The 20667-nt window shown below is 61.5% G+C and carries 21 protein-coding genes; 12 read left to right on the top strand and 9 right to left on the bottom strand.

Annotation, left to right across the window (positions count from 1 at the left end):
* Positions 1-45: 45 nt before the first annotated feature.
* A complete protein-coding gene (locus ACSQ16_RS12610) occupies positions 46-876 on the top strand; it encodes a metallophosphoesterase family protein (protein WP_243262943.1) in 831 nt (276 codons plus the stop codon).
* Here the strand turns inward: ACSQ16_RS12610 and ACSQ16_RS12605 are convergent.
* The 3 genes from ACSQ16_RS12605 to ACSQ16_RS12595 are packed head-to-tail and all read right to left on the bottom strand — an operon-like array spanning position 813 to position 3594.
* Positions 813-1796 carry a tyrosine recombinase gene (locus tag ACSQ16_RS12605; protein ID WP_243262944.1) on the bottom strand — a complete coding sequence of 328 codons (984 nt, stop codon included), beginning with the start codon at positions 1794-1796 and terminating at the stop codon, positions 813-815. The two genes, ACSQ16_RS12610 and ACSQ16_RS12605, sit on opposite strands and share 64 nt — an antisense overlap.
* Entirely contained in the window at positions 1793-3427 is a 1635-nt protein-coding gene (locus tag ACSQ16_RS12600) for a hypothetical protein (protein WP_243262945.1), read from the bottom strand. The genes ACSQ16_RS12605 and ACSQ16_RS12600 overlap by 4 nt, the downstream gene beginning before the upstream one ends.
* A gap of 17 nt (positions 3428-3444) precedes the next feature.
* Positions 3445-3594 (bottom strand): hypothetical protein, encoded by a 150-nt coding sequence (locus ACSQ16_RS12595; protein WP_167360187.1) that lies wholly within the window; start codon positions 3592-3594, stop codon positions 3445-3447.
* Between the two features lie 80 nt (positions 3595-3674).
* Here ACSQ16_RS12595 and ACSQ16_RS12590 point away from each other — a divergent pair, with 80 nt between their 5' ends.
* Positions 3675-4271: a shikimate kinase gene (locus ACSQ16_RS12590; RefSeq protein WP_243262946.1), complete on the top strand. Its 597-nt coding sequence runs from the start codon at positions 3675-3677 to the stop codon at positions 4269-4271.
* Positions 4264-5379 carry a 3-dehydroquinate synthase gene (gene aroB, locus ACSQ16_RS12585; protein ID WP_243262947.1) on the top strand — a complete coding sequence of 372 codons (1116 nt, stop codon included), beginning with the start codon at positions 4264-4266 and terminating at the stop codon, positions 5377-5379. The genes ACSQ16_RS12590 and aroB overlap by 8 nt, the downstream gene beginning before the upstream one ends.
* 294 nt (positions 5380-5673) lie before the next feature.
* On the opposite strand, the gene ACSQ16_RS12580 is transcribed toward aroB, so the two are convergent.
* Entirely contained in the window at positions 5674-6201 is a 528-nt protein-coding gene (locus ACSQ16_RS12580) for a single-stranded DNA-binding protein (RefSeq protein WP_243262948.1), read from the bottom strand.
* Positions 6202-6405: 204 nt separating this feature from the next.
* On the opposite strand from ACSQ16_RS12580, the gene ACSQ16_RS12575 reads away from it, so the two are divergent.
* Together ACSQ16_RS12575 and ACSQ16_RS12570 are read left to right on the top strand one after the other, a co-directional pair.
* The gene (locus tag ACSQ16_RS12575) at positions 6406-7017 is read left to right on the top strand and encodes a lytic transglycosylase domain-containing protein (RefSeq protein ID WP_093926410.1); all 612 of its coding nucleotides are present in this window, start codon (positions 6406-6408) and stop codon (positions 7015-7017) included.
* 182 nt (positions 7018-7199) lie between these two features.
* Positions 7200-7727, top strand: a complete 528-nt coding sequence (locus ACSQ16_RS12570; RefSeq protein WP_243262949.1) for a hypothetical protein — start codon at positions 7200-7202, stop codon at positions 7725-7727.
* A gap of 94 nt (positions 7728-7821) precedes the next feature.
* On the opposite strand, the gene ACSQ16_RS12565 is transcribed toward ACSQ16_RS12570, so the two are convergent.
* From ACSQ16_RS12565 to miaA, 5 genes are all read right to left on the bottom strand, one after another.
* Entirely contained in the window at positions 7822-9912 is a 2091-nt protein-coding gene (locus ACSQ16_RS12565) for a dipeptide ABC transporter ATP-binding protein (protein ID WP_435988516.1), read from the bottom strand.
* Positions 9913-9974: 62 nt separating this feature from the next.
* Positions 9975-11441, bottom strand: coding sequence for an ABC transporter permease (locus ACSQ16_RS12560; RefSeq protein WP_243262951.1), 1467 nt, complete (start codon positions 11439-11441; stop codon positions 9975-9977).
* A gap of 12 nt (positions 11442-11453) precedes the next feature.
* Positions 11454-12542, bottom strand: a complete 1089-nt coding sequence (locus ACSQ16_RS12555; protein ID WP_243262952.1) for an ABC transporter permease — start codon at positions 12540-12542, stop codon at positions 11454-11456.
* 319 nt (positions 12543-12861) lie between these two features.
* Positions 12862-13638, bottom strand: coding sequence for a helix-turn-helix domain-containing protein (locus tag ACSQ16_RS12550; protein ID WP_243262953.1), 777 nt, complete (start codon positions 13636-13638; stop codon positions 12862-12864).
* Positions 13639-13738: 100 nt separating this feature from the next.
* Positions 13739-14629, bottom strand: a complete 891-nt coding sequence (gene miaA / locus ACSQ16_RS12545) for a tRNA (adenosine(37)-N6)-dimethylallyltransferase MiaA (protein ID WP_243262954.1) — start codon at positions 14627-14629, stop codon at positions 13739-13741.
* Between the two features lie 130 nt (positions 14630-14759).
* Here miaA and pyrH point away from each other — a divergent pair, with 130 nt between their 5' ends.
* The 7 genes from pyrH (at position 14760) to ACSQ16_RS12510 (ending at position 20660) form a co-directional block, all read left to right on the top strand.
* On the top strand, positions 14760-15485 hold the full coding sequence (gene pyrH, locus ACSQ16_RS12540) for a UMP kinase (RefSeq protein WP_067628872.1): 726 nt from the start codon (positions 14760-14762) through the stop codon (positions 15483-15485).
* A gap of 173 nt (positions 15486-15658) precedes the next feature.
* On the top strand, positions 15659-16225 hold the full coding sequence (frr, locus tag ACSQ16_RS12535; RefSeq protein ID WP_007120421.1) for a ribosome recycling factor: 567 nt from the start codon (positions 15659-15661) through the stop codon (positions 16223-16225).
* Positions 16226-16273: 48 nt separating this feature from the next.
* Positions 16274-17011 carry a polyprenyl diphosphate synthase gene (gene uppS, locus ACSQ16_RS12530; RefSeq protein ID WP_243262955.1) on the top strand — a complete coding sequence of 246 codons (738 nt, stop codon included), beginning with the start codon at positions 16274-16276 and terminating at the stop codon, positions 17009-17011.
* Between the two features lie 11 nt (positions 17012-17022).
* Positions 17023-17814, top strand: a complete 792-nt coding sequence (locus ACSQ16_RS12525; RefSeq protein WP_243262956.1) for a phosphatidate cytidylyltransferase — start codon at positions 17023-17025, stop codon at positions 17812-17814.
* A gap of 6 nt (positions 17815-17820) precedes the next feature.
* Complete coding sequence (gene dxr, locus ACSQ16_RS12520; RefSeq protein ID WP_243262957.1) at positions 17821-19002, top strand: 1-deoxy-D-xylulose-5-phosphate reductoisomerase; 1182 nt, start codon at positions 17821-17823, stop codon at positions 19000-19002.
* Positions 19003-19015: 13 nt separating this feature from the next.
* Positions 19016-20359: an RIP metalloprotease RseP gene (gene rseP, locus ACSQ16_RS12515; protein ID WP_394805080.1), complete on the top strand. Its 1344-nt coding sequence runs from the start codon at positions 19016-19018 to the stop codon at positions 20357-20359.
* Between the two features lie 175 nt (positions 20360-20534).
* Positions 20535-20660: a hypothetical protein gene (locus tag ACSQ16_RS12510; RefSeq protein WP_276521396.1), complete on the top strand. Its 126-nt coding sequence runs from the start codon at positions 20535-20537 to the stop codon at positions 20658-20660.
* Positions 20661-20667: the final 7 nt, after the last annotated feature.

Raw genomic sequence — 20667 nt, 5'->3', positions numbered from 1 at the left:
CAGGGGCTGCGTCATTCAAGGGTTGCGATAGTGCAGGGTGGTGCGATGCAGGCGAAAATCAACTGGGCAGACCTTGGGGTTCTGGACGGACCGCTGCTGTTGTTCGGCGGGCCCTATTCCAACCTTCAGGCGGTAGAGGCCCTGGCGGCGTTCGCCGCGGCGCGGGACGTCCCTGGGGGGCAGATGATCTGCACCGGGGATATCGTCGCCTACTGCGGGGCACCGCGCGAAAGTGTGGCGGCGATCCGGGCGCTTGGCTGTGCCGTGGTGGCCGGGAATTGCGAGTTGCAGCTGGCCAGCGGGGCCGAGGATTGCGGCTGCGGATTTGCACCGGGCAGCAGCTGCGACATGCTGTCGGGCGCGTGGTACACCCATGCCGCGCAGGCGTTGGCCGCAGAGGCGAAGGCGTGGATGGGGGCACTGCCGGATGTGGCGGTGTTCCAGCATCAAGGCCAGCGCTATGGCGTGCTCCACGGCGGGGTGCGCGACGTGGCGCGATTCATCTGGTCTGAGAGTGCCGAGGCGGTGTTTGAGGAGGAGTGGCAGGCGCTAGAGGAGGTCGTTGGCCCGGTGGATCACATCATCGCCGGGCATTCCGGCCTGCCGTTTATACGAGAGACGCCGCGCGGCCGTTGGATCAATGCGGGCGTCATCGGCATGCCGCCCCACGACGGTGCCCAGCAGACGCGGGTGGCTGTGCTGGATGGGGGCGAGGTGACGTTTCATCGGTTAAGCTATGACGTCGCAGGTGCCGTGGCAGATATGGCCAAGGCCGGTCTGCCGCGCGCCTATGCGGACGCGCTGCAAAGCGGTTACTGGCCTTCGGAGGACGTGCTGCCGCCCGGTTTGCGGGTTCCGTCTTTGGCCAGAGGGTGACGCTCTAGCACAAGGTCGGACAGACGCTCTTCCAAGACATGGGTGTAGATCTCGGTCGTGGCGACATCGGCGTGGCCGAGCATGGTCTGGATCGCGCGCAGGTCTGCACCATTGGCCAGAAGATGTGTCGCAAAGGCATGGCGCAGCGTGTGCGGCGTGACCTTTACAGGGGGGACACCGCCAGTCACAGCGAATTCCTTGATCAGCAGATAAAACCGATGCCGCGTCAAATGGCCCGTCGCCCCGCGGGAGGGGAAGAGGTGCCGCGCGGGCGGTTTGCCCTTGGCTTGGGCAGCATCATCGGCCTTGTCGCGCACCACCAGCCATGCCGCCAGTGCATCACGTGCGGGTTCCGACAGGGGCACCAACCGCTCGCGCCCGCCTTTGCCCGAAATCAGCAGCAGGCGCGGATCGCCCCGCGCGGCGCTGACCGGCAGGCTGACCAATTCGCTGACCCTCATGCCAGTGGCGTAAAGCAGCTCCATCAGGCAAGTGTTGCGCAGTTGATCGGCCAATGCGCGGCCAGAGTTGCGCGCGGCATCCAGAAGGCGGTCGACCTCTTCCTCGGAGAGGATCTTGGGCAGGCGTTTGTCTTGGCCCGGTCCGGCGATCTGCACTGCGGGATTGTCTTCGCGCAGCCCTTCCTCGAAAGCGAAACGGTAAAGCTGCTTGATCGCCGACAGACGCCGTGCGCGGGTCGATTTGGCAAGGCCTTGGGCATCGCAATAGACAAGGTAATCCTCAACCTTGCCCCGGCTCGCGGTGAGGAAGTCATGGTTCTGCCGCGCCAAAAAGGCGTCAAAATCCTTGAGGTCGCGGCCATAGGCAAGCTGCGTGTTCGTGGCAGCGCCCTGTTCGGCGGCAGCGGCCTCTAGAAAGCTAGAGATCCAGTGGAAGGTCGGGGTCTGGGACATCATCATTGCTGAAGCAATACAATCTGCAAGGCGGCGCGGCGGGCGGTGTCTTCCAGCCCAAGGGCGCGCAGGGTGGCTAGGGCGTCGCGGAGCGCCGATGTGTCACCACTGGCGCCATCATGCAAGAGCGAGAGCAGGCGCAAAACCGCCATCCCTAGTTCTTTGTCCCGCGCCAGTGCCATCAGATCGGCACGCGGGGCAGAATTGGTAAATGCATCATGCACCGCGGCGGCCAAAGGCGCATCGGGGGCGGGGCCTGCGGGGGTATCGCCGCGGGCCACGGCGCGCAGCAATTCGTCTTCGGGCGATCTGCCAATGACCCGCGCAGCGGCGGCTTCATAAGCCGGAGAGAGCAGCGCCACATCCCGCGCCAAAATGGCCGCATGGCCCGCCAGCGGAATGGTCGACAAGGGTTCGGCAAAGAGCGTGGCAAAGGCCACTTCGAGGGAGGCCTCGCGCATCGCTTCCCAAGCGGGGGGCAAGGTTTTGGCCACCGCTTCGGGGCTGCTGGTGCGCAGGGCCGTCTCGAAACGTTGCAGCGCCGCGACCCGGTCCCAGACGCCGCCCGATGCGGCAGGCTGCCTGTCGGTATAAAGGCCCAGCAGCAGGTTGTCGGGCAGGGCACCTGCGCGGGTCAGGCGCTCGGCGGCCTCTAGCTGGGATTTCCAGCCGGCGATGTCCCGCAGATCGGCCACCGCATAGGCGCGGGGCAGAATGCGCGAGGGCAGCGGCTCGCCAATCGTTTCAAACAGACGGAAGGTCATCGGATCCATCTGACGCGGCACGCGCAGCGGCTCGGCCCCTTCGTAGAAATCGGGGTTGAGGAACCGATCAAAGAGTTCAAGCTGCTCTTCCGGCAACAGGCCAAGCGCCTGTGCCGAGCCAAAGGTCAGCGCCGCGTTTTCCCAATTTCCCGCGCGGGCGTTGCAAAAGATACGCGTGCCATAATCACGGGTCAGATGCGGTGCTTTCATGAGGCGTTCGCAGACGCGGTGTTCGGTCCCGGTCAGCAGGGAAAGCTGCATCCACAGGTCGAAATGCGCGGTCGAGGTGGTCACCCCGGCCTGTTCAATCAACGAAAGCGCCGGGTCGAGCGCACCCAGCTCCATCAGCTTTTCGCCCCGCGCCAGTGCCAAGAGATCACCATTGCGCGCCTCGCCCTGCGGGGCCTGCGCTTCGGCCAGAAGCACAGTGTAAAGTAGCGCTTGGGCGGCGGGCAGATGAAGATCAGGCAGGTCGCGGATGCGGTCAATCAGGGCGTCGGTGTCGCTGCCCATCCAAATATCGCCGCGCAGTCCAGTGACGCTGCTGGGCACCAGCCCAATCCGGCGCGGTGCGCCATCGCCCAACGGGGTGACCTGCACCTCAGGGGCCAAGGCGTTATCGGCGACCGGAGGCTCGTCTGCCCGGCCGGGATTGGGCGGGCGTTTGGGGCGGTTCTGGGGCGGAGACTGCGCGCCGAGCCAGTCGATCACCGACAGCGGTTGGCCGCCCGGGGCGGGGGGCGACTGCTCTGCCTCTGACGCTTGGCGAGGGGTGCGGCCCAGATTGCGGTCCTCGGCAGATTCGGCCAGCAAGGCGCTGGCGCTGACCGAGCAAATCAATGCAGCACAGACGGCCCAGCCGCGATTTGACATGGCGGTTGCCACCCTGTTCAATCCGCTGTCAGCGTGACGGGCTGGCGAGTCTCGATTTGTTCGGGTGAAAAATCCACGCCGAAGAAAGGACCGACATAGGCATAGCCCACCAATCCGATAAAGCCGACAATCAATAGAAATATCAAAAGCTTAAAAATTTTACCCATGAACCATGCCTGCCCGAAATTCTGCTATTTTGCCAAACTATATATGGCCTTTTCGGCAAGATCACGTCATTCAGAGAAAAATGAGCGGAATTAAGCACAGCATGACCGATGGCGAAGAAACGCCGCCCCGTTACCGTCTGAACAAGACGGTGGCGCTGGTTGGCATGATGGGAGCGGGCAAGACGGCGGTGGGGCGCTCGGTCTCGGCCAAACTTGGTGCGCCCTTTCTGGACAGCGATGCCGAGATTGAAGCGGCGGCCAATCTCAGCGTGCCGGAGATCTTTACCCGCGACGGAGAGCCGTTCTTTCGCAAGCGCGAGACCGAGGTGATCGCCCGGCTGTTGGCAGAAGAACGGTGCATCCTCTCCACAGGCGGCGGCGCGTTTCTGGCTGAGGTGAATCGCGACAATATCGCGGCTTATGGTGTGGCGCTTTGGCTGAATGCGGATCTGGATCTTTTGTGGAATCGAGTGCGTTATAAAGACAGCCGGCCGCTGTTGCGCACCGCCGATCCCAAGGCGACGCTGGGGGCGCTCTATCGCGACCGGGTGCCGCTGTACCGGCTGGCGGACCTGTCGGTGTATTGCGACCCGCGCCTGTCGATTGACGCAATGGCCAACCGGGTCATCGAAAAGCTGCTGACCCGGCCCGATGTTTTGGAGAAATTGGATGCGTGAGACGGTTTCCGTGACCCTGCCGGGGCGCGAATATGATGTGGTCATCGGGCCGGGGTTGCTGGCCGAGGCGGGTGCGCTGATTTCTCCTTTGTTGCGTCGCAAGCGCGTGGCCGTCATCACTGAAAGCCGTGTCGCCGCGCTGCATTTGCAGACCCTGCGCGAGGGGCTGGCCGCCGAAGGCATCACGATGTCGGCGCTGGAACTTGCGCCGGGCGAAGGCACTAAAGACTGGGCCAATCTTCAGCGCTGCGTTGACTGGCTGCTGGACGAACAGGTCGAGCGGGGCGATATCGTCGTAGCTTTTGGCGGCGGGGTGATCGGCGATCTGGTGGGGTTTGCCGCCGCCGTCCTGCGCCGCGGGGTGCGGTTTGTGCAGATCCCCACGTCGCTGCTGGCGCAGGTCGACAGTTCTGTGGGCGGCAAGACCGGGATCAACGCGCGACAGGGCAAGAATCTGATCGGCGCCTTTCATCAGCCGAGCCTCGTGTTGGCCGATACCGAAGTATTGAGCACCATGCCTGAGCGGGATTTTCTGGCGGGCTATGGCGAAGTGGTCAAATACGGGCTGCTGGGTGACGCAGGTTTCTTTGACTGGCTAGAGGCGCAGGGGCCAGCCCTTGCCGCAGGCGATATGGCCGCGCGGGTCGAAGCGGTGCGCCATTCAGTGCAAATGAAGGCCGATATCGTCCAGCGCGACGAGACAGAACAGGGGGACCGTGCGCTGTTGAACCTCGGCCATACCTTCGGTCATGCACTGGAGGCCGCGACGGGCTACTCTGATCGTCTGCTGCATGGCGAAGGTGTGGCGATCGGCTGTGCGCTGGCCTTAGAACTCTCGGCGCGTTTGGGGCTGTGCCCGCAAGAAGACCCTAGCCGGTTGCGGGCGCATCTGGTGCAGATGGGGATGAAGACCGACCTGCGCGATATTCCCGGTGTTTTGCCGGACGCCGATGAGTTGCTGCGCCTCATGGGGCAGGACAAGAAGGTCGTCGACGGGCGCTTGCGCTTTGTTCTGGCGCGGGGCATCGGGCAGGCCTTTGCCGGGGCCGAAGTCGACAACGCCGACGTACTGACCTTACTGCGCGATGCGTTAAGCGCGCGACAGTGATCCGCAACGGGCAGGGCCCGGCGGTTCATATCCTCTGATCTGTGCAGTTTCGGGGCCGTTTAAAAAGGGCGGCGCCGCCAAATCGGATGTCTGAGACAGGCGTCACCCTGCATGTCTGAACGTCTCGACATGGCCCCGAGCTGGAGCCTCTGATCCTGTTGCCGAACAATTCACCTGCCCGGCGGGTATCGCGATGGGGAGGGTTCTATTGCGGCAAGGTTAAGCGCGCGTCACGTCAGCGGCCGCAGGGGGTGGGCAGGGCGCAACAGCGCCCCGCCGAAAATCGCGCTTAGCTTAGAACGGGATTTCGTCGTCAAGGTCACGGCTTCCGCCGCCGCCGGCCCCACCGCCCGAGGAGGACGGGCCGCTGTCATAGCCGCCACCGTAGTCATTGCCACCGCCGCCACTGCCGTAGTCATTGCCGCCACCACCGTAGCCGCCGCCACCACCGCCGCCGCCGGAGCCGCCGCCGGGACCGTCGAGCATGGTCAACGTGCCGCCGAAGCCTTGCAGCACGACTTCGGTGCTATAGCGGTCTGCGCCGGATTGGTCTTGCCATTTGCGGGTCTGCAATTGGCCCTCGATATACACTTTGGAGCCCTTCTTGAGGTATTGCTCGGCCACGCGGACGAGCCCTTCTTGAAAGATCGCCACCGAATGCCATTCGGTCTTCTCGCGGCGCTCACCGGTGTTGCGGTCTTTCCATGTTTCCGAGGTGGCGATGCGCAGGTTGCACACTTTGCCGCCGTTTTGGAACGACCGCACCTCGGGGTCGCGCCCGAGGTTGCCGATTAGGATCACTTTGTTCACTGAGCCGGCCATCTTGCCCCCTCGTTTGTCATTGCTGTGTCATTGCTCAGGGCGCGAATCCGACCGCGCCCAATTCGGCCGTTTATACCGTGGTTGTTCGCCGGATGACACCGGCTTTCCGCCCCGCGCGACCATCCGCGCGGGGGTGGAACCGGGGCTGGCACGCGGCGAGGTTTTGGGTATACTGCGCGCGATGCAACGACAGGGGGCAGGTTGATGCAAAAGACGGGATTTGTGGCCAGTCTGGCTGCAGTAGGGGTCACTGCGGCAGGGCTGATCGCAATCGGAGCAGCTTCGGCGGCTGCTGATGTGTTCGCGACCAAAAACCGTGCGGGATTGTTTTCATCGCAAAAAAGCATTCTCGATAACCGTGCGTCCAAGCAATATTCCGCGTCTGTCAGGCTGCAACCGCCCACGGTTGTCACCCCCACCAAATGGGATGTTCCGAAATATAATGGCTCTTACAAAGGTGTTTACCTGAGCACTGCGCGCGATGCCGCGACCCGGCATGGCATTCCGGTTGATCTGTTTCTGCGTCTTGTTCAGCAAGAAAGTGGTTGGAACCCAAAGGCGCTGTCTCACAAGGGCGCGATGGGGTTAGCGCAACTGATGCCCCAAACGGCGCAGGCCTTGCGGGTGGATCCGACCGATCCCGCGCAAAACCTTGAAGGTGGGGCGCGCTACCTCAAGATGCAGTACCGTGCATTTGGCACGTGGGAGCTTGCTTTGGCCGCCTATAACGCTGGTCCGGGCGCGGTGAAGAAATACGGCGGCGTGCCGCCCTATAAAGAAACACGCAATTACGTCAAAGTGATCTCTGGTAGTTAAGCTGCTGAAATTTATTGCGAATGGCTGATATCTCTGCTCGGTTTGGGCGGGGTTCTTCCTATGTCCCTCAATCATTGTCGGCGTGCGTGGGAACCACCGAGGCGTTCGTGGTGTTCTCTGATCAGAACCTCTTGCAGCAGGATTGGCCCGCCGCAGAGAAGAAAAGATCGAAGGAGAACAACATGTTCACGAATATGAAAAATATCGCCCTCGCTGCCGGTGTTAGTGCCATTGCTCTTAGCAGTTCCGCCTTTGCTGATGAAAAGATCATGGTATCCGCAATTGACGTAGAATCGTCTGTGTCGGCTTCGACCGAGGCCAACGCGATGGATTTCTATCCTGATCTTGAAGAAGACCTGCGTGCCGAAGTGGCCGAGCGCGTGCCGATGAGCAGCGACGCCGCTGACCCGCAGATTAAGATTGATATCCGCAAGATCGCGCTGAACGGTTCGACCATGCTGCCAGACAGCAAAGAATTCAACCAGTTGGAAGGCGTTGTTGATATCACCAGCCCCAATGGCGACAACGCTGGTCTTAGCTTTCCGGTTATGATCTCTGCCTATGCCGGTGACGAAATTGCGCCCGAAGGCTATGTCAACGTGCAGCCGTCCGAGACTGAGTTCTACGTCGCGATGGTGTCGACATTCGCGGATGTCGTGGCCGAAGGTCTGGCAAATGTGAACACAGCTGGCGAACCAATCGACCCATAAGGTCTATTACAGGATTCCTCAGGCGTTCCCCTGTACCCCAGCCTGAGGATCAAGGCGCGGATCTTCCCCGGATCCGCGCCATTTTCATGTGCTGTTACTCGGCAGCGGTGCCCACTTCGATCACTGGCTCCATCACGGCGAACTGCTGGTTGGAGAGGTGACATTTGACCTGATGCCCGTCCGCCATAGTGACCATTGGTGGCACTTCGCGCTCGCAAAGATCGCCCGGGACCTGAGATTTCCAGCGGCAGCGCGTTTGGAAGGGGCAACCGGGGGGCGGGTTCATCGCCGAAGGCACGTCGCCTTCCAGCACGATATGCTTTTTCTTTACTTTGGTATCGGCGATCGGCACAGCGCTCAGCAGCGCTTCGGTATAGGGGTGATAGGGGGGCGAGAAGACCTGATCGGTGGTTCCAAGCTCAACCACATGGCCTAGATACATGACCATGACCCGGTCCGACAGGTAGCGCACGATCGACAGGTCGTGGCTGATGAACAGGAGCGTGGTTTTCTGTTCGCGCTGAATCTCCATCAACAGATCCGTCACCGCCGCCTGCACCGAGACATCAAGCGCCGAGACCGGCTCATCCGCCACCACAATCCGCGCGTCGCCTGCAAAGGCACGGGCGATGCCGACGCGCTGCTTTTGCCCGCCCGACAGTTGGCGTGGCATACGGGTGGCGAATTCGCGCGGCAACTTCACCAGATCGAGCAGTTCCAGCATGCGCTGCTTGCGCTCTTTCTCATTCTTGCCGATGCGGAAGATTTCCAGCGCGCGGATGATCTGCCGCCCGACAGTCATTGAGGGGTTGAGCGTGTCGAAGGGGTTCTGAAACACCATCTGCACATCAGCGACATTCTTGGTCGTCCGGTTCTCGATGGTCACATCGCCGATATCTTTCCCGTCGAGATAGATATGCCCCTCGGTCGCTGTCTCCAACCCCATGAGCACCTTGGCGAAGGTGGATTTGCCGCAGCCGGATTCCCCGACGATGGCGAGTGTTTCGCTTTCATGGGCCTCAAAACTCAGACTTTCGTTGGCTTTCACCACTTTCTTGTTGCCGCCGCCGAACATGGCATTGGCCGCGACCTGATAGTATTTCTTGAGGTGGTCCATTTTGAGGACCACTTCGCCCACATCGCCCTTTTCCTTAACGTCGGCCAGTTCCAGCGGCGCTTGCCAGTCGATTTCTTGAAAACGGATGCAGCGGGTTTCATGCCGGTCATTGCCGGGGACCGTCTCCATCGGGATCGGCGCGGCGTCGCAGCGGCCGGACACGAAATAGTCGCAGCGGGGGCCGAAGTTGCAGCCGGGCGGGCGTTCATGGGGCAGGGGGAAGTTGCCGGGAATGGCAACGAGGGGACGCGCGTTCTTGTCAGCGCCGGGCAGTGGGATCGAACGGAAGAGTGCCTGCGTGTAGGGGTGCTGCATCTCGTCAAAGACATCGTGGATGGAGCCTTTCTCCACCGCCTCGCCCGAATACATCACGCAGATACGGTCGCAGGTTTCCAGCACCAGCCCTAGGTTGTGGGAGATGAACAACATCGAGGTGCCGTATTTCTTGCCCAGATCCTTGACCAGTTCCACCACCGCCGCTTCGACGGTCACGTCGAGCGCGGTCGTCGGCTCATCAAGGATCAGAAGCGAGGGTTCGGACATCAGCGCCATGGCAATCACGATGCGCTGCTGTTGCCCGCCCGAGAGTTGGTGCGGGTAGGCTTTCAAGATGCGCTCTGGGTCGGGGAGTTTCACATCCGTGACCACCTGAAGCGCCCGCGCATAGGCTTCTTTTTCGGACATGCCCGCGTGGATCATTGGCACTTCCATCAACTGTTTGCCGATCCGCATGGCGGGGTTGAGGCTGGCCATCGGCTCTTGATAGATCATCGCGATCTCGCTGCCGCGGATGTCGCGTAGCTCTTCGGGGCTCATCTCGCTGAGGTCGCGGCCCTTGAATTTGATGGAGCCGCCGACGATCCGGCCATTGCGGCCCAGATCCTGCATCACGCCCAGCGCCACCGTGGACTTGCCGCAGCCGCTCTCGCCCACCAGGCCCACGGCTTCGCCCGGTTGGACGCTGACGGAGAAATCCATCACGGCGGGGATCTCGCGCAGGCGGGTAAAGAACGAGATCGACAGGTTGTTGATCTCAAGAATGGGGCCGTCGTAATCTGTTTTTGGCATTTGTCTCTCCCAGTCGGGGGATCAAAAGGGTCCGGGAGGGCGCGCCCCCCGGAGGATGTTTCTTAGTCGCGCAAGGATTCTTCGCGCAGGCCGTCGGCCAGTAGGTTCAGACCCAGCACGAGGCTCAGAAGTGCAAGCGCGGGCGCGATGGCCGCGTGTGGATACAGCGACAGCAGGCGGCGGCCCGCGTTGATCGTGCTGCCCCAATCCGGACTTTCGCTTTCCAGCCCAAGACCGAAGAAGCCCAAAGTGCCCAGAAGGATCGTGGTATAACCGATGCGCAGGCAGAAATCGACGATCAGCGGGCCACGGGCATTGGGCAGGATCTCCCACAGCATGATGTACCACGGGCCTTCGCCGCGGGTTTGGGCGGCGGCCACATAGTCGCGCGTTTTGATGTCCAGCGCGAGGCCACGCACGATGCGGAACACGGTGGGCGAATTCACGAAGACGACCGAGACGAAGACCACCAGCACGCCGGGGTCGATATCGAAGAGGTCAATCGTGCTCGGCAATCCGGGGATGCGGTAGGTGTCCGTCGCCACGATCGCGCCGTCGGTGGACACCAGCGACAGATAGAGCCAGCCGACAATGCCCAGCACTACGATCAACAGCGGCGTGCGGAAGGAGGGCTGCGTGTAATAGCGTGAGTTCAACAGCACCGCGAGGAAGATCAGCGGGAAGATGAACAGGAACACGGCCATATAGTTTGGGATGCCGGTCAGCACGATTTCGGGCGTCACCAGCAGGTAGAACAGCAGGATTACCGGGAAAGCGAGGATCAGGTTTGCCAAAAAGCTGAGGATCGTATCCAGCCGACCGCCGTAGTAGCCCGCTGGCAAGCCCAGCGTGATCCCCACCATAAAGGCAAAGAGCGTCGCCAAGGGGGCGATCTGCACAACGACCCATGAGCCCTTGATCAGCCGCGAGAAGACATCGCGGGCAAGGTTGTCGCCGCCAAGCAGGAACCAAGGGTATTCGCCTTCCTCGGGGCTGCGCAGCGGGGTGCCGGGTAGCTTGTTCTTCATGCCCGACGTTTGGCTGAGGCTGTCATGCGTCACCAGCAGGTCGAACAACCCGCCGAAGACTCCGGTGAAGACCCAGAACATGACGATGGCAAAGCCGATCATCCCCACGGTGCTGTCGAATAGCTTGCCGTAGAGGCCAAGGCGGCGTTTGAAGTGGATGGAGACGGCGAAGGTCAGGATCAGCGCGATCCAGACCGGCAGCATCTGTTGCGACATGCCACCAAAGATGCCCGCCTGCGGCCCCATGAAGGCACCGGCGACGATATAGATCAGCAGCACGAGGATCAGCAGCGCAAACAGCAGGATGACAGCGCGGTTCAACCCGCCTGCCAGCCCGCCCCGCCGGGCGACGGTGCCATCGGGGTTGATCTCCTGCGCGTCACTGGCAGGGAGGAAAGAAACGACGATCTGCATCGCGACGGCCAAGGCCAGCATCACGCAAAGGCCAAGGAAGATGATGTTGAGCCCCGTAAGAGACCCGGTCCATGTCAGTTGTTCCATGTCCATGCTCCCTTAAGAAATGCGAATGCGCGGGTTGAGGAAGACGTAGCCGATGTCGGAGATCAGCTGCGTCACGAGGACAACAATGACCGACACGACCGAAACGGCGAGCAGCAGTTCGATGTCGTTATTGGCCGCCGCTTGAACGAGCAGCCAGCCGAAGCCCTTGTAGTTGAACAGGGTCTCCACGATCACCACACCGTTCAACAACCATGGGATTTGCAGCATGATGACGGTGAAGGGCGCGATCAGCGCGTTGCGCAGGGCGTGTTTCAGCACGATCTCAGAGAACTTCACGCCCTTAAGCCGCGCTGTGCGGATATATTGCGCGGTCATCACCTCGGTCATCGAGGCCCGCGTCATCCGCGCGATATAGCCCATGCCGTAGAGCGAGATGGTCAGCACCGGCAGGAAGAAGTTCCAAAAATTTGCGTCTTTCATGGCGGAAGTGGCGGAACCGAGAAACAGGGTTTTACTGTCGATCCAGCCCCATTCGGAAAGAAGCGGCGAGAGGCCGAAGCGCGAGGAAGCCAATACGGCGATGAAGATCACGCCCGAGACATACTCCGGCGTCGCGGTGGTGGCGATGGAGAAGGTCGAGAGCGAGCGGTCAAGCTTGGAACCTTCGCGCATCCCCGCCAAAACGCCTACGATCAGCGCCGAGGGGACCATCAGCATCAGCACCCAGAACATCAACTTGCCGGTGAGTGCAAGACGGGTGAGGACAGTCTCGCCCACGGGCTCTTTGAAGACGGTGGAAAACCCCCAGTCGCCCTGCAGGATGCCGCAGCGGGTGGGGCGATCCTCTACCGGGGTACCAGCGGCGAAACAGCGCCCGAGTGTTTCGTCGGGCGTTTCACCTTCCGTCACCCAACCGGGCAGCACACCCAGCCATTCGCCGAATTTATCGACCGTGGGTTGCAGATAGCCGCGGCTTTCAAGGTAGCTGGCCACGGCCTCGTCTGACATGCGGAAATTGCCTTGGGTTTTGGCGAGTTTTTCAAGGTTCGGATAGAGATTGGTCAGCCAGAATACGATGAACGTCAGGCACAGCGCCGTCAGCAACATCACACCCAGCCGGCGCAAAATAAATAGTCCCATGTGGTCCCCTGTAGCAGGGTCGGGCGGTGACTTGGCCCGACAATGCGGCCTTTTTGGCCTTTTTAATTCGTGCGGCGCCATGACAGCGCCGGTACTGGAGGCGGCAGTTTTTGCCGCCTTGTTGAGCTATGGCAGCATGGCCCTAAGACAAGGCATTTTTATCCTCATTCGCTTGGCCGACTATCCAACCCTTTGCAGAACGGTTCGACCATGAGGCATGGAAATTGGTCGCGCGTCAACATTTCGTAGTTTTGCTGGATGCAGTTTTTGCGACATAACTTTGGTCTGAAAGCGACATTTGCCGCGCTCTTCGGCGGGTTTAGCGCAGTTTGCTGGGCGGCAGACCGCTGTGTTGTTGCATGAATCGGGTGAAGTAAGCGGCGGAACCAAAGCCCAGATATGCGGCGATCTCTGCGGCGGTCTGATCGGTTTCACCCAACAGGCGCCGGGCGGCGTGACAACTGCGCTCGCTGAGCAGATCGGCGGCAGATTTTCCGGTGGCGGCTTTTACTGCTCGGGTCAGATGGGTAGGGGTCACACCCAATTCGGCGGCGTGATCGGCCATGCTACCGCCTTTGGGATGGCGCTGGGCCAGCAAAGCGCAGAACCGCGCGCTGAGCCTTGCGCCCGCGTTTGGGCGGGCGGTGATATGCTCCTCTGACATGATCTGGCGGTGCAGCCAGACTGACATCAAAGCTGCCTGCGCTTCAAGCGCGTCTTGTTGCAGGGGACGGCCTTGGTGCAATTCACGTTGGGCAAGTTCGATCAGTGCGGAAAGTTCGGCTTGTGCCTGCACCTCGCGGATGCGCAGCTGACGCGGGATATCCGGCAGTCGCAGTTTGGTGTTTTCGGGAATAACGACAGCATGGCCCACACATTGAAAGCCCAGTTCCATCGCAAAGAGTGACCGCGCTGGTATCCAGAGCGCGTTATAGGCGCCCAAGCCCCGGCGCTGCCCGTCAAGTAAAAGCCGCCCCTGACCACGGGTGATCCAGATCAATAAATGGTGGTCGCGGTCATGGGCAAGGGACAGCCGCCACTCTTGCCCAGCGGAAAGCTGCGCCAAAGTGAGAAGCTGTATCTGCGGCTGTTGCACAGGGGCCTTTCGTTGAGAATTGAAAACCCCTTGGGGCCAAACTTCAACGATACGCTATCCGATGATCGCTATTATGCAAGGGTTTGGAGCAGGTCTAATCCTATTGCGGCGTCACCCGCTGCCAATCTGCCATTTTGCTACGCATCCAAGTGCGCTGCCGTTTGGCGAAGCGGCGGGTGGCGACCACGGCGGCTTCGCGGGCGCGGTGCAGCGGCCAATCGCCCTCAAGGTGGCGGATCAGTTCCGGCACGCCGATGGCGCGATGGGCGGGCAGCGTGGGGTCATAGCGCGGGCGGAGGGCGGCCACCTCTTCCAAGGCGCCTTGCTCTAGCATCTGGTCAAAGCGCTTTTCGATGCGGGCGTTCAGCCAATCCCGCTCCACGTCGAAGACAATCGGCAGACAGTCTGCCAGCGGCAAGAACGGCGCGCCGGTATTGCGCTGCCAGTCCGACAGGCCGCGCCCGGTGGCCTGCAACACTTCCCAAGCGCGCTGCACCCGTGCGCGGTTGCGCTGGTCGATGCCCGCCGCGGTCTCAGCATCAAGCTGCGCCAGCAAGTCGTCGAGCGTCATGTCATCGCCTCGGGCGCGGACCTCTGGCGGGGTTTCCGGTATCTCAGCTAATCCTTGGGTCAGAGCCGCGAAGTAAAGCCCGGTGCCACCGGTGATAATCACCCGTTGATCGCCGCCCAGCAGCGGGGCCACCTCGCGCAGCCAATGGCCGGTGGAATAGGGTGCATCCTCGGCCAGATGACCATAGAGCAGATGCGGCGCACGGGCCTCTTCTTCGGCTGAGGGCCGGGCGCTGATGATGCGCAGCGGGGCGTAGACCTGACTGGCATCTGCGTTGACGATCACACCGCCCTGCGCCTCGGCAATGGCGAGTGCCAGGGCGGATTTGCCGCTGGCGGTCGGCCCGGCGATGAGCACCGGGCGCTCGGGCGGCAGGTCTTGCAGCAGCGCGTCAAACTGGGCTTTGGGAATATCCGGCATTTCTTTGCGTCTTCCTTACGTCCCGCATTGAACCTTGGGCGTATTTGCGACATTTTGGCGCGAAATGAAAACCCTTCACCGCCGCAAGGCTCAAATCTCCCCCGGTTGGTGAAATAATAAGGTGTGCCCGATGTCCCAAGACACCCCCCAAGTCTCCTTTAACCGCGTGATGCTAAAGATTTCCGGGGAGGCGCTGATGGGTGACCTCGGCTATGGCCTGCACCCGCCAACCGTCGAACGCATCGCCCGTGAGGTGCAATCGGTGCACAGTCTGGGCGTCGAGATTTGCATGGTGATCGGCGGCGGCAACATTTTTCGCGGGCTGCAAGGCTCGGCGCAGGGGATGGAGCGGACCACGGCGGACTACATGGGGATGCTCGCCACCGTGATGAACGCGCTGGCGATGCAATCCGCACTCGAAGGTCTGGGCATTCACACGCGGGTGATCAGCGCGATCACCATGAACGAAGTGGCCGAGCCCTATATTCGCCGCCGCGCCGTGCGCCACCTTGAGAAGAAGCGGGTCTGCATCTTCGCCGCGGGCACCGGCAACCCCTATTTCACCACAGACACCGCCGCGACCCTGCGCGCCAATGAGATGTCCTGCGAGGCGATCTTTAAGGGCACCAAGGTCGATGGCGTCTATGACAAGGATCCGGCCAAGTTCGACGACGCGAAACGCTATGACATGGTAAGCTATGACGACGTGCTGCAAAAGCGGCTTGGCGTGATGGATGCCTCTGCCATCGCGCTGGCGCGGGACAACAACCTACCGATCATCGTCTTCTCGCTGGACGAGCCGGGCGGCTTTCAAGGCATTTTGGCGGGGCAGGGTACCTACACCCGCGTCGGTTAAGACGCGCACCACAGCGCGGGTATCGTCCTACGGCGGGACGATTGGCCCGAGGTCGCCGCGCCTCTCGCAAGGGGGCGCGGTTGTCAGATGGTGGCGATATAATGGGCAGTTGTGAAAGCGCCGCGCCACCGTTAGAAAGCCGTAACGCAAGGAAACAACAAGCAGGCCTCGCCATGTCAGACGAATTTATGCTCGATACCGATGATCTTGAACGGCGGATGAATGGCGCGATTGCGTCGCTTCGGACCGAGTTCGCATCGCTGCGCACAGGGCGTGGCTCGGCCTCTATGCTGGAGCCGGTGATGGTTGAGGCCTACGGCCAGATGACCCCGGTAAACCAAGTCGGCACCGTCAACGTGCCCGAGCCGCGCATGGTGACGATCAACGTTTGGGACAAAGGTCTTGTCGGTAAGGTTGAAAAAGCCATCCGTGAAAGCGGTCTGGGGATCAACCCGCAGCTCAATGGCACCATTATCATGCTGCCGATCCCTGAGCTCAACGAAGAGCGCCGCACCCAGTTAACCAAGGTTGCGGGCCAGTACGCCGAACACGCCCGCGTTTCGATCCGCAACATCCGCCGCGACGGGATGGACCAGATCAAGAAGGCCAAGAACGACGGCGCGATGTCTGAGGACGATCAGAAAATCTGGGAAGGCGAAGTGCAAGACCTGACCAACCGCTTCATCACCCTCATCGACGACCAGCTTGAGACGAAACAGGCCGAAATCATGCAAGTTTGACCCGCGCTTTCGCGCAGGGACATAGAACTTGAAAGAAAAGGTCGAGACATGAGCACCGCCGAAACCCAGCCCCAAACGATACCCGGCGGGCCACGCCATGTGGCGATTATCATGGACGGCAATGGCCGTTGGGCCACCCAACGCGGGCGGCCCCGGCTTTTTGGCCACCACGCCGGTGCCAAGAGGGTGCGCGAGATCGTTGAATGCTGCCCCGATGTGGGGGTGGAATATCTGACGATCTTTGCCTTCTCGACCGAGAATTGGAAACGCACGCAGGTCGAAGTGGCGGGGCTTATGTCGCTGTTTCGGCGCTATATCTCCAAAGAAATGCGCAGCCTCAGCGAATATGGCGCGCGGGTCCGTTTCATCGGGGATCGCGACCGGCTGGATGACAAGCTCATCAAGCTGATGGGAGAGCTTGAGGATCACACCGCGCATAACACCCGTATCAATCTGACGATTGCGCTCAATTACGGGGGCCGCGATGAGGTGGCCCGCGCCACGCACCGTTTGGCCCAAGATGTCGCCAGCGGCAAACTTGACCCCAACAGCGTGGACGAAGAGACCCTGCCGCGCTACCTCGATACCCATGTGCTGCCCGACCCCGATCTGGTGATCCGCACCAGCGGCGAGGCGCGGATTTCGAACTTTCTGCTGTGGCAGTCGGCCTATGCGGAATATGAGTTCATCGACACGCTGTGGCCGGATTTCACCCGCGAGGAATTCGCCCGGCTCTGCGCCGCCTATGGCGGGCGCGACAGGCGGTTCGGTGCGGTCAAGACCTGAGGAGAGCTGCGATGAAATCACCTGAACAATGGTCCGACCTCCGCGCGCGGATGCTGTCCGCCAGTGCGATGATCCTGATCGGTCTGCTGGGCATCTGGTTGGGTGGCGTTGCCTTTCACCTTTTAGTGGCGCTGGTCTGCGGTCTGATGGTTTGGGAACTTGTCGGCATGCTGCGTGGCCCCGGTCAGGCGGCCTCTTGGCAGCTTGGGCTGGTGACGGGCGCGGCTGTGCTGGCGTCGGTCTATCTGCCGGTGGGCTTTGGCCTGCCGCTGCTGCTGGCACCCGCGCTTCTGGGTTTTGCCCTGCTGACCGCGAACCGCACGCTCTACATGAGTTTCACCGCGCTGATCCTGCTGGCGGGCTTTGGTTTGATCCAACTGCGCGATGACATGGGCTTTGGCTGGCTGATGTGGCTGGTGTTGGTGGTCGTGGTCACCGATGTGGTGGGCTATTTCGCCGGTCGTGCCATCGGCGGGCCAAAGTTCTGGCCCAAGGTCAGCCCCAAGAAAACATGGTCCGGCACCGCCTCGGGCTGGGTCGGGGCGGCTGTTGTTGGGCTGATCTTTTCCTTCAACACAGGCTTTGGCCTGCAACTCGTCGGCATCTCGGTCGCGCTGTCGATGGCTTCGCAAATGGGCGATATGGCGGAATCGGGGATGAAGCGGAAGATGGGCGTCAAGGACAGCTCAGCGCTGATCCCCGGTCATGGTGGCCTGTTGGACCGCTTTGACGGGATGCTGGGCGCTGCGGTGTTCTTGCTGATTGTTGGGCCGCTGATCGGCTTCCCTCCGGGCCTGAATTAACCCGCCATGCCACGCAAAATTTCGATACTAGGGGCGACCGGGTCCATCGGTCAGAACACGATTGATCTGATCCGCCGGGAAGCTCACGCCTATGACGTCGTAGCGCTGACCGGCGCGGGCAATATCGCCCAGCTGGCCGAGGACGCGAAAGCGCTGAAGGCCGAGATTGCGGTCACTGCCCGCGAAGACCTGTTGGACGATCTGCGCGATGCGCTCAGCGGCAGTGGGATCGAGGCAGCGGCGGGGTCCGAGGCGATTACCGAGGCGGCATCCCGGCCCGCGGATTGGACCATGTCGGCGATCATCGGCGCGGCAGGACTCGCGCCCGGTCTGGCCGCCCTGCGCCAAGGCGGGACGCTGGCACTGGCCAATAAGGAATCGCTCGTTTGCGCCGGAGCGCTGATCATGGGTGAGGCCAAGCGCCATGGCGCGACGATCCTGCCGGTCGACAGCGAACATTCCGCCGTTTTTCAAGCGCTGGTGGGGGAAGACATGGCCGCCGTTGAGCGCGTCATCATCACCGCCAGCGGCGGCGCATTTCGCGATTGGCCGCTGGAAGACCTCGCCAATGCGACGCTTGACCAAGCCTCAAACCATCCCAACTGGGACATGGGTCAGCGCATCACCATCGACTCAGCGTCGATGTTTAACAAGGCGATGGAAGTCATTGAGACGCGGGAGTTTTTCGGTGTCTCGCCTGAGGCTATCGAAGTGCTGGTGCATCCGCAGTCGATGATCCATGCGCTGGTGGGTTTTTGCGACGGTGGGTTGATGGCCCATGTAGGCCCGCCTGACATGCGTCACGCGATCGGCTATGCGCTGCACCATCCGCAGCGGGCACCTTTGCCGGTGGAGCGGCTGGATCTCACCAAAATCGGGCGGTTCGATTTCACCGCGCCCGACGACGCCCGCTGGCCCGCACTGCGCCTCGCGCGGGAGGTGATGGCGGCAGGGGGGCTCATGGGCGCGGTCTTTAACGCGGCCAAGGAAGTGGCGCTGGATGGCTTCATCGCCGGGAAGTTGCGCTTTACAGAAATGGCCGAAATCGTCGAAGAGGTGCTGGACGCACGTGCTTCTGACGCATCTTTGGGTCGGGGCAGCGACGATATGACACTTGATTTGGTGGGCCAAGCCGACCATCTCGCACGTAAGGCTGCTGAGGCCGCAATTCAAAAAAGGGCAGGGTAGCAGGTTGGACATCATGGGATTATTGCCGGAGTTCGGCGGGCTGATCTGGACAATATTGGCTTTTGTCGTGGCGCTTTCGGTGATCGTGGCGATCCACGAATACGGCCATTACATCGTTGGCCGCTGGACCGGGATCAAGGCGGATGTCTTCAGCCTCGGGTTCGGTCCGGTGCTGTTTTCCCGCATGGATAAACGCGGCACGCGCTGGCAGTTCGCGCTGCTGCCCTTTGGCGGCTATGTGAAATTCGCGGGCGATTCCAATGCGGCTTCCGGCAAGGACGAAACCGCGATGCAGGCGCTGGCCGAAGACCCCGAGGCGCTGCGCCACACGATGCACGGCGCGCCGCTTTATGCCCGTGCGCTGACCGTGGCGGCGGGGCCGGTGTTCAACTTCGCCCTTTCGATCCTTATCTTTTTCGCCGTGGCGATGACTGCAGGCACCGCCCGTGATCCGCTCACCGTGGGCGAGCTGCGCGATCTGCCGAATGCGGCATATGAGTTGGAACCGGGCGATGTGCTGCGGGCGGTCGAAGGCACGCCGCTGCCATCATTGGCTGCAGGCGAAGGCTATAGTGATTTTCTAACCAACCTGCCGCAGCAGTCGGTGCTGAGCTATGACATCACCCGCGACGATGCGGAGCTGACGGTGCCCGGCCCTTACTTGATGCCGCCGTTGGTCAGCAACGTGGCGCCGCAATCGGCGGCCCAAGAAGCGGGGCTCCGTGGTGGTGATGTAATTACAGCCGTGAACGGCCAAGAAATCGTAGCCTTTGGTGAGTTGAAAGAGGTTGTTGAGGCATCGGAAGGTGCAGCGCAGCAGCTTACGGTTTGGCGGGATGGCGAGACGCTGGAGTTCACCCTTGTTCCCAAAGCCACGGATGAGCCGCAGCCTGACGGCAGCTTTAAGCAGAACCTGCGCATTGGCATCGTCGGCGGCATGGCCTTTGTGCCTGCGACCGATACGCCCGGCGTGGGCGAGGCGCTGAGCACTGGGGTAGGCAATACGTGGCAGATCATCAAAGGGTCCATCTCGGGGCTACGTGAGATGATTGTCGGCAATATCAGCACCTGTAACCTGAGCGGCCCGGTGGGCATCGCCCAAACTTCGGGCGCGATGGCCAGCCAAGGGGCGCAGTCATTTATCTATTTCATCGCTGTGCTGAGCACGGCGGTCGGGTTGCTGAACCTGTTCCCGATCCCGGCTTTGGACGGGGGGCATCTGGTCTTTTATGCTTATGAGGCCGTCACAGGCAAACCGCCCAGCGATGGCGCGCTGCGGTTTTTGATGACCCTTGGCATTACGCTGGTCCTGACCTTGATGCTCTTTGCGCTTGGGAACGATCTGTTCTGCCCTTAAGCGGTGGTTGCGAGAGCCTTGCCCCAGCGGGGCAGCGTTTATTTCGCCCCAACGGGGCAGGGCTCATATTAACGCCGACGGGCAAATCTGCGACTTGCCTTCAAATGGCCATATTTGAACACACTCCTGCCGCAATGCCCTGGTAAAATTATCCTTCATCTAGAAGGAACCGAAGATGCACTTGATTCAAGGATCAACCCGCGGCCTAGGCCTTTTGCTGGACCTGAACTGGGACCGTGCGTTTTTTGGTGCGGCGATCGCCGCCGCCCTCTCTGCCGGTGCATTTGTCGCCTCTTTGTGACCGTCCG

Origin of the sequence: Sulfitobacter sp. SH24 (assembly GCF_965641895.1) — a bacterium.
GTDB classification, from domain to species: domain Bacteria; phylum Pseudomonadota; class Alphaproteobacteria; order Rhodobacterales; family Rhodobacteraceae; genus Sulfitobacter; species Sulfitobacter dubius.
The sequence above is the reverse complement of the archived record's forward strand: the minus strand, read 5'-3'. Positions and strand labels throughout refer to the sequence as shown.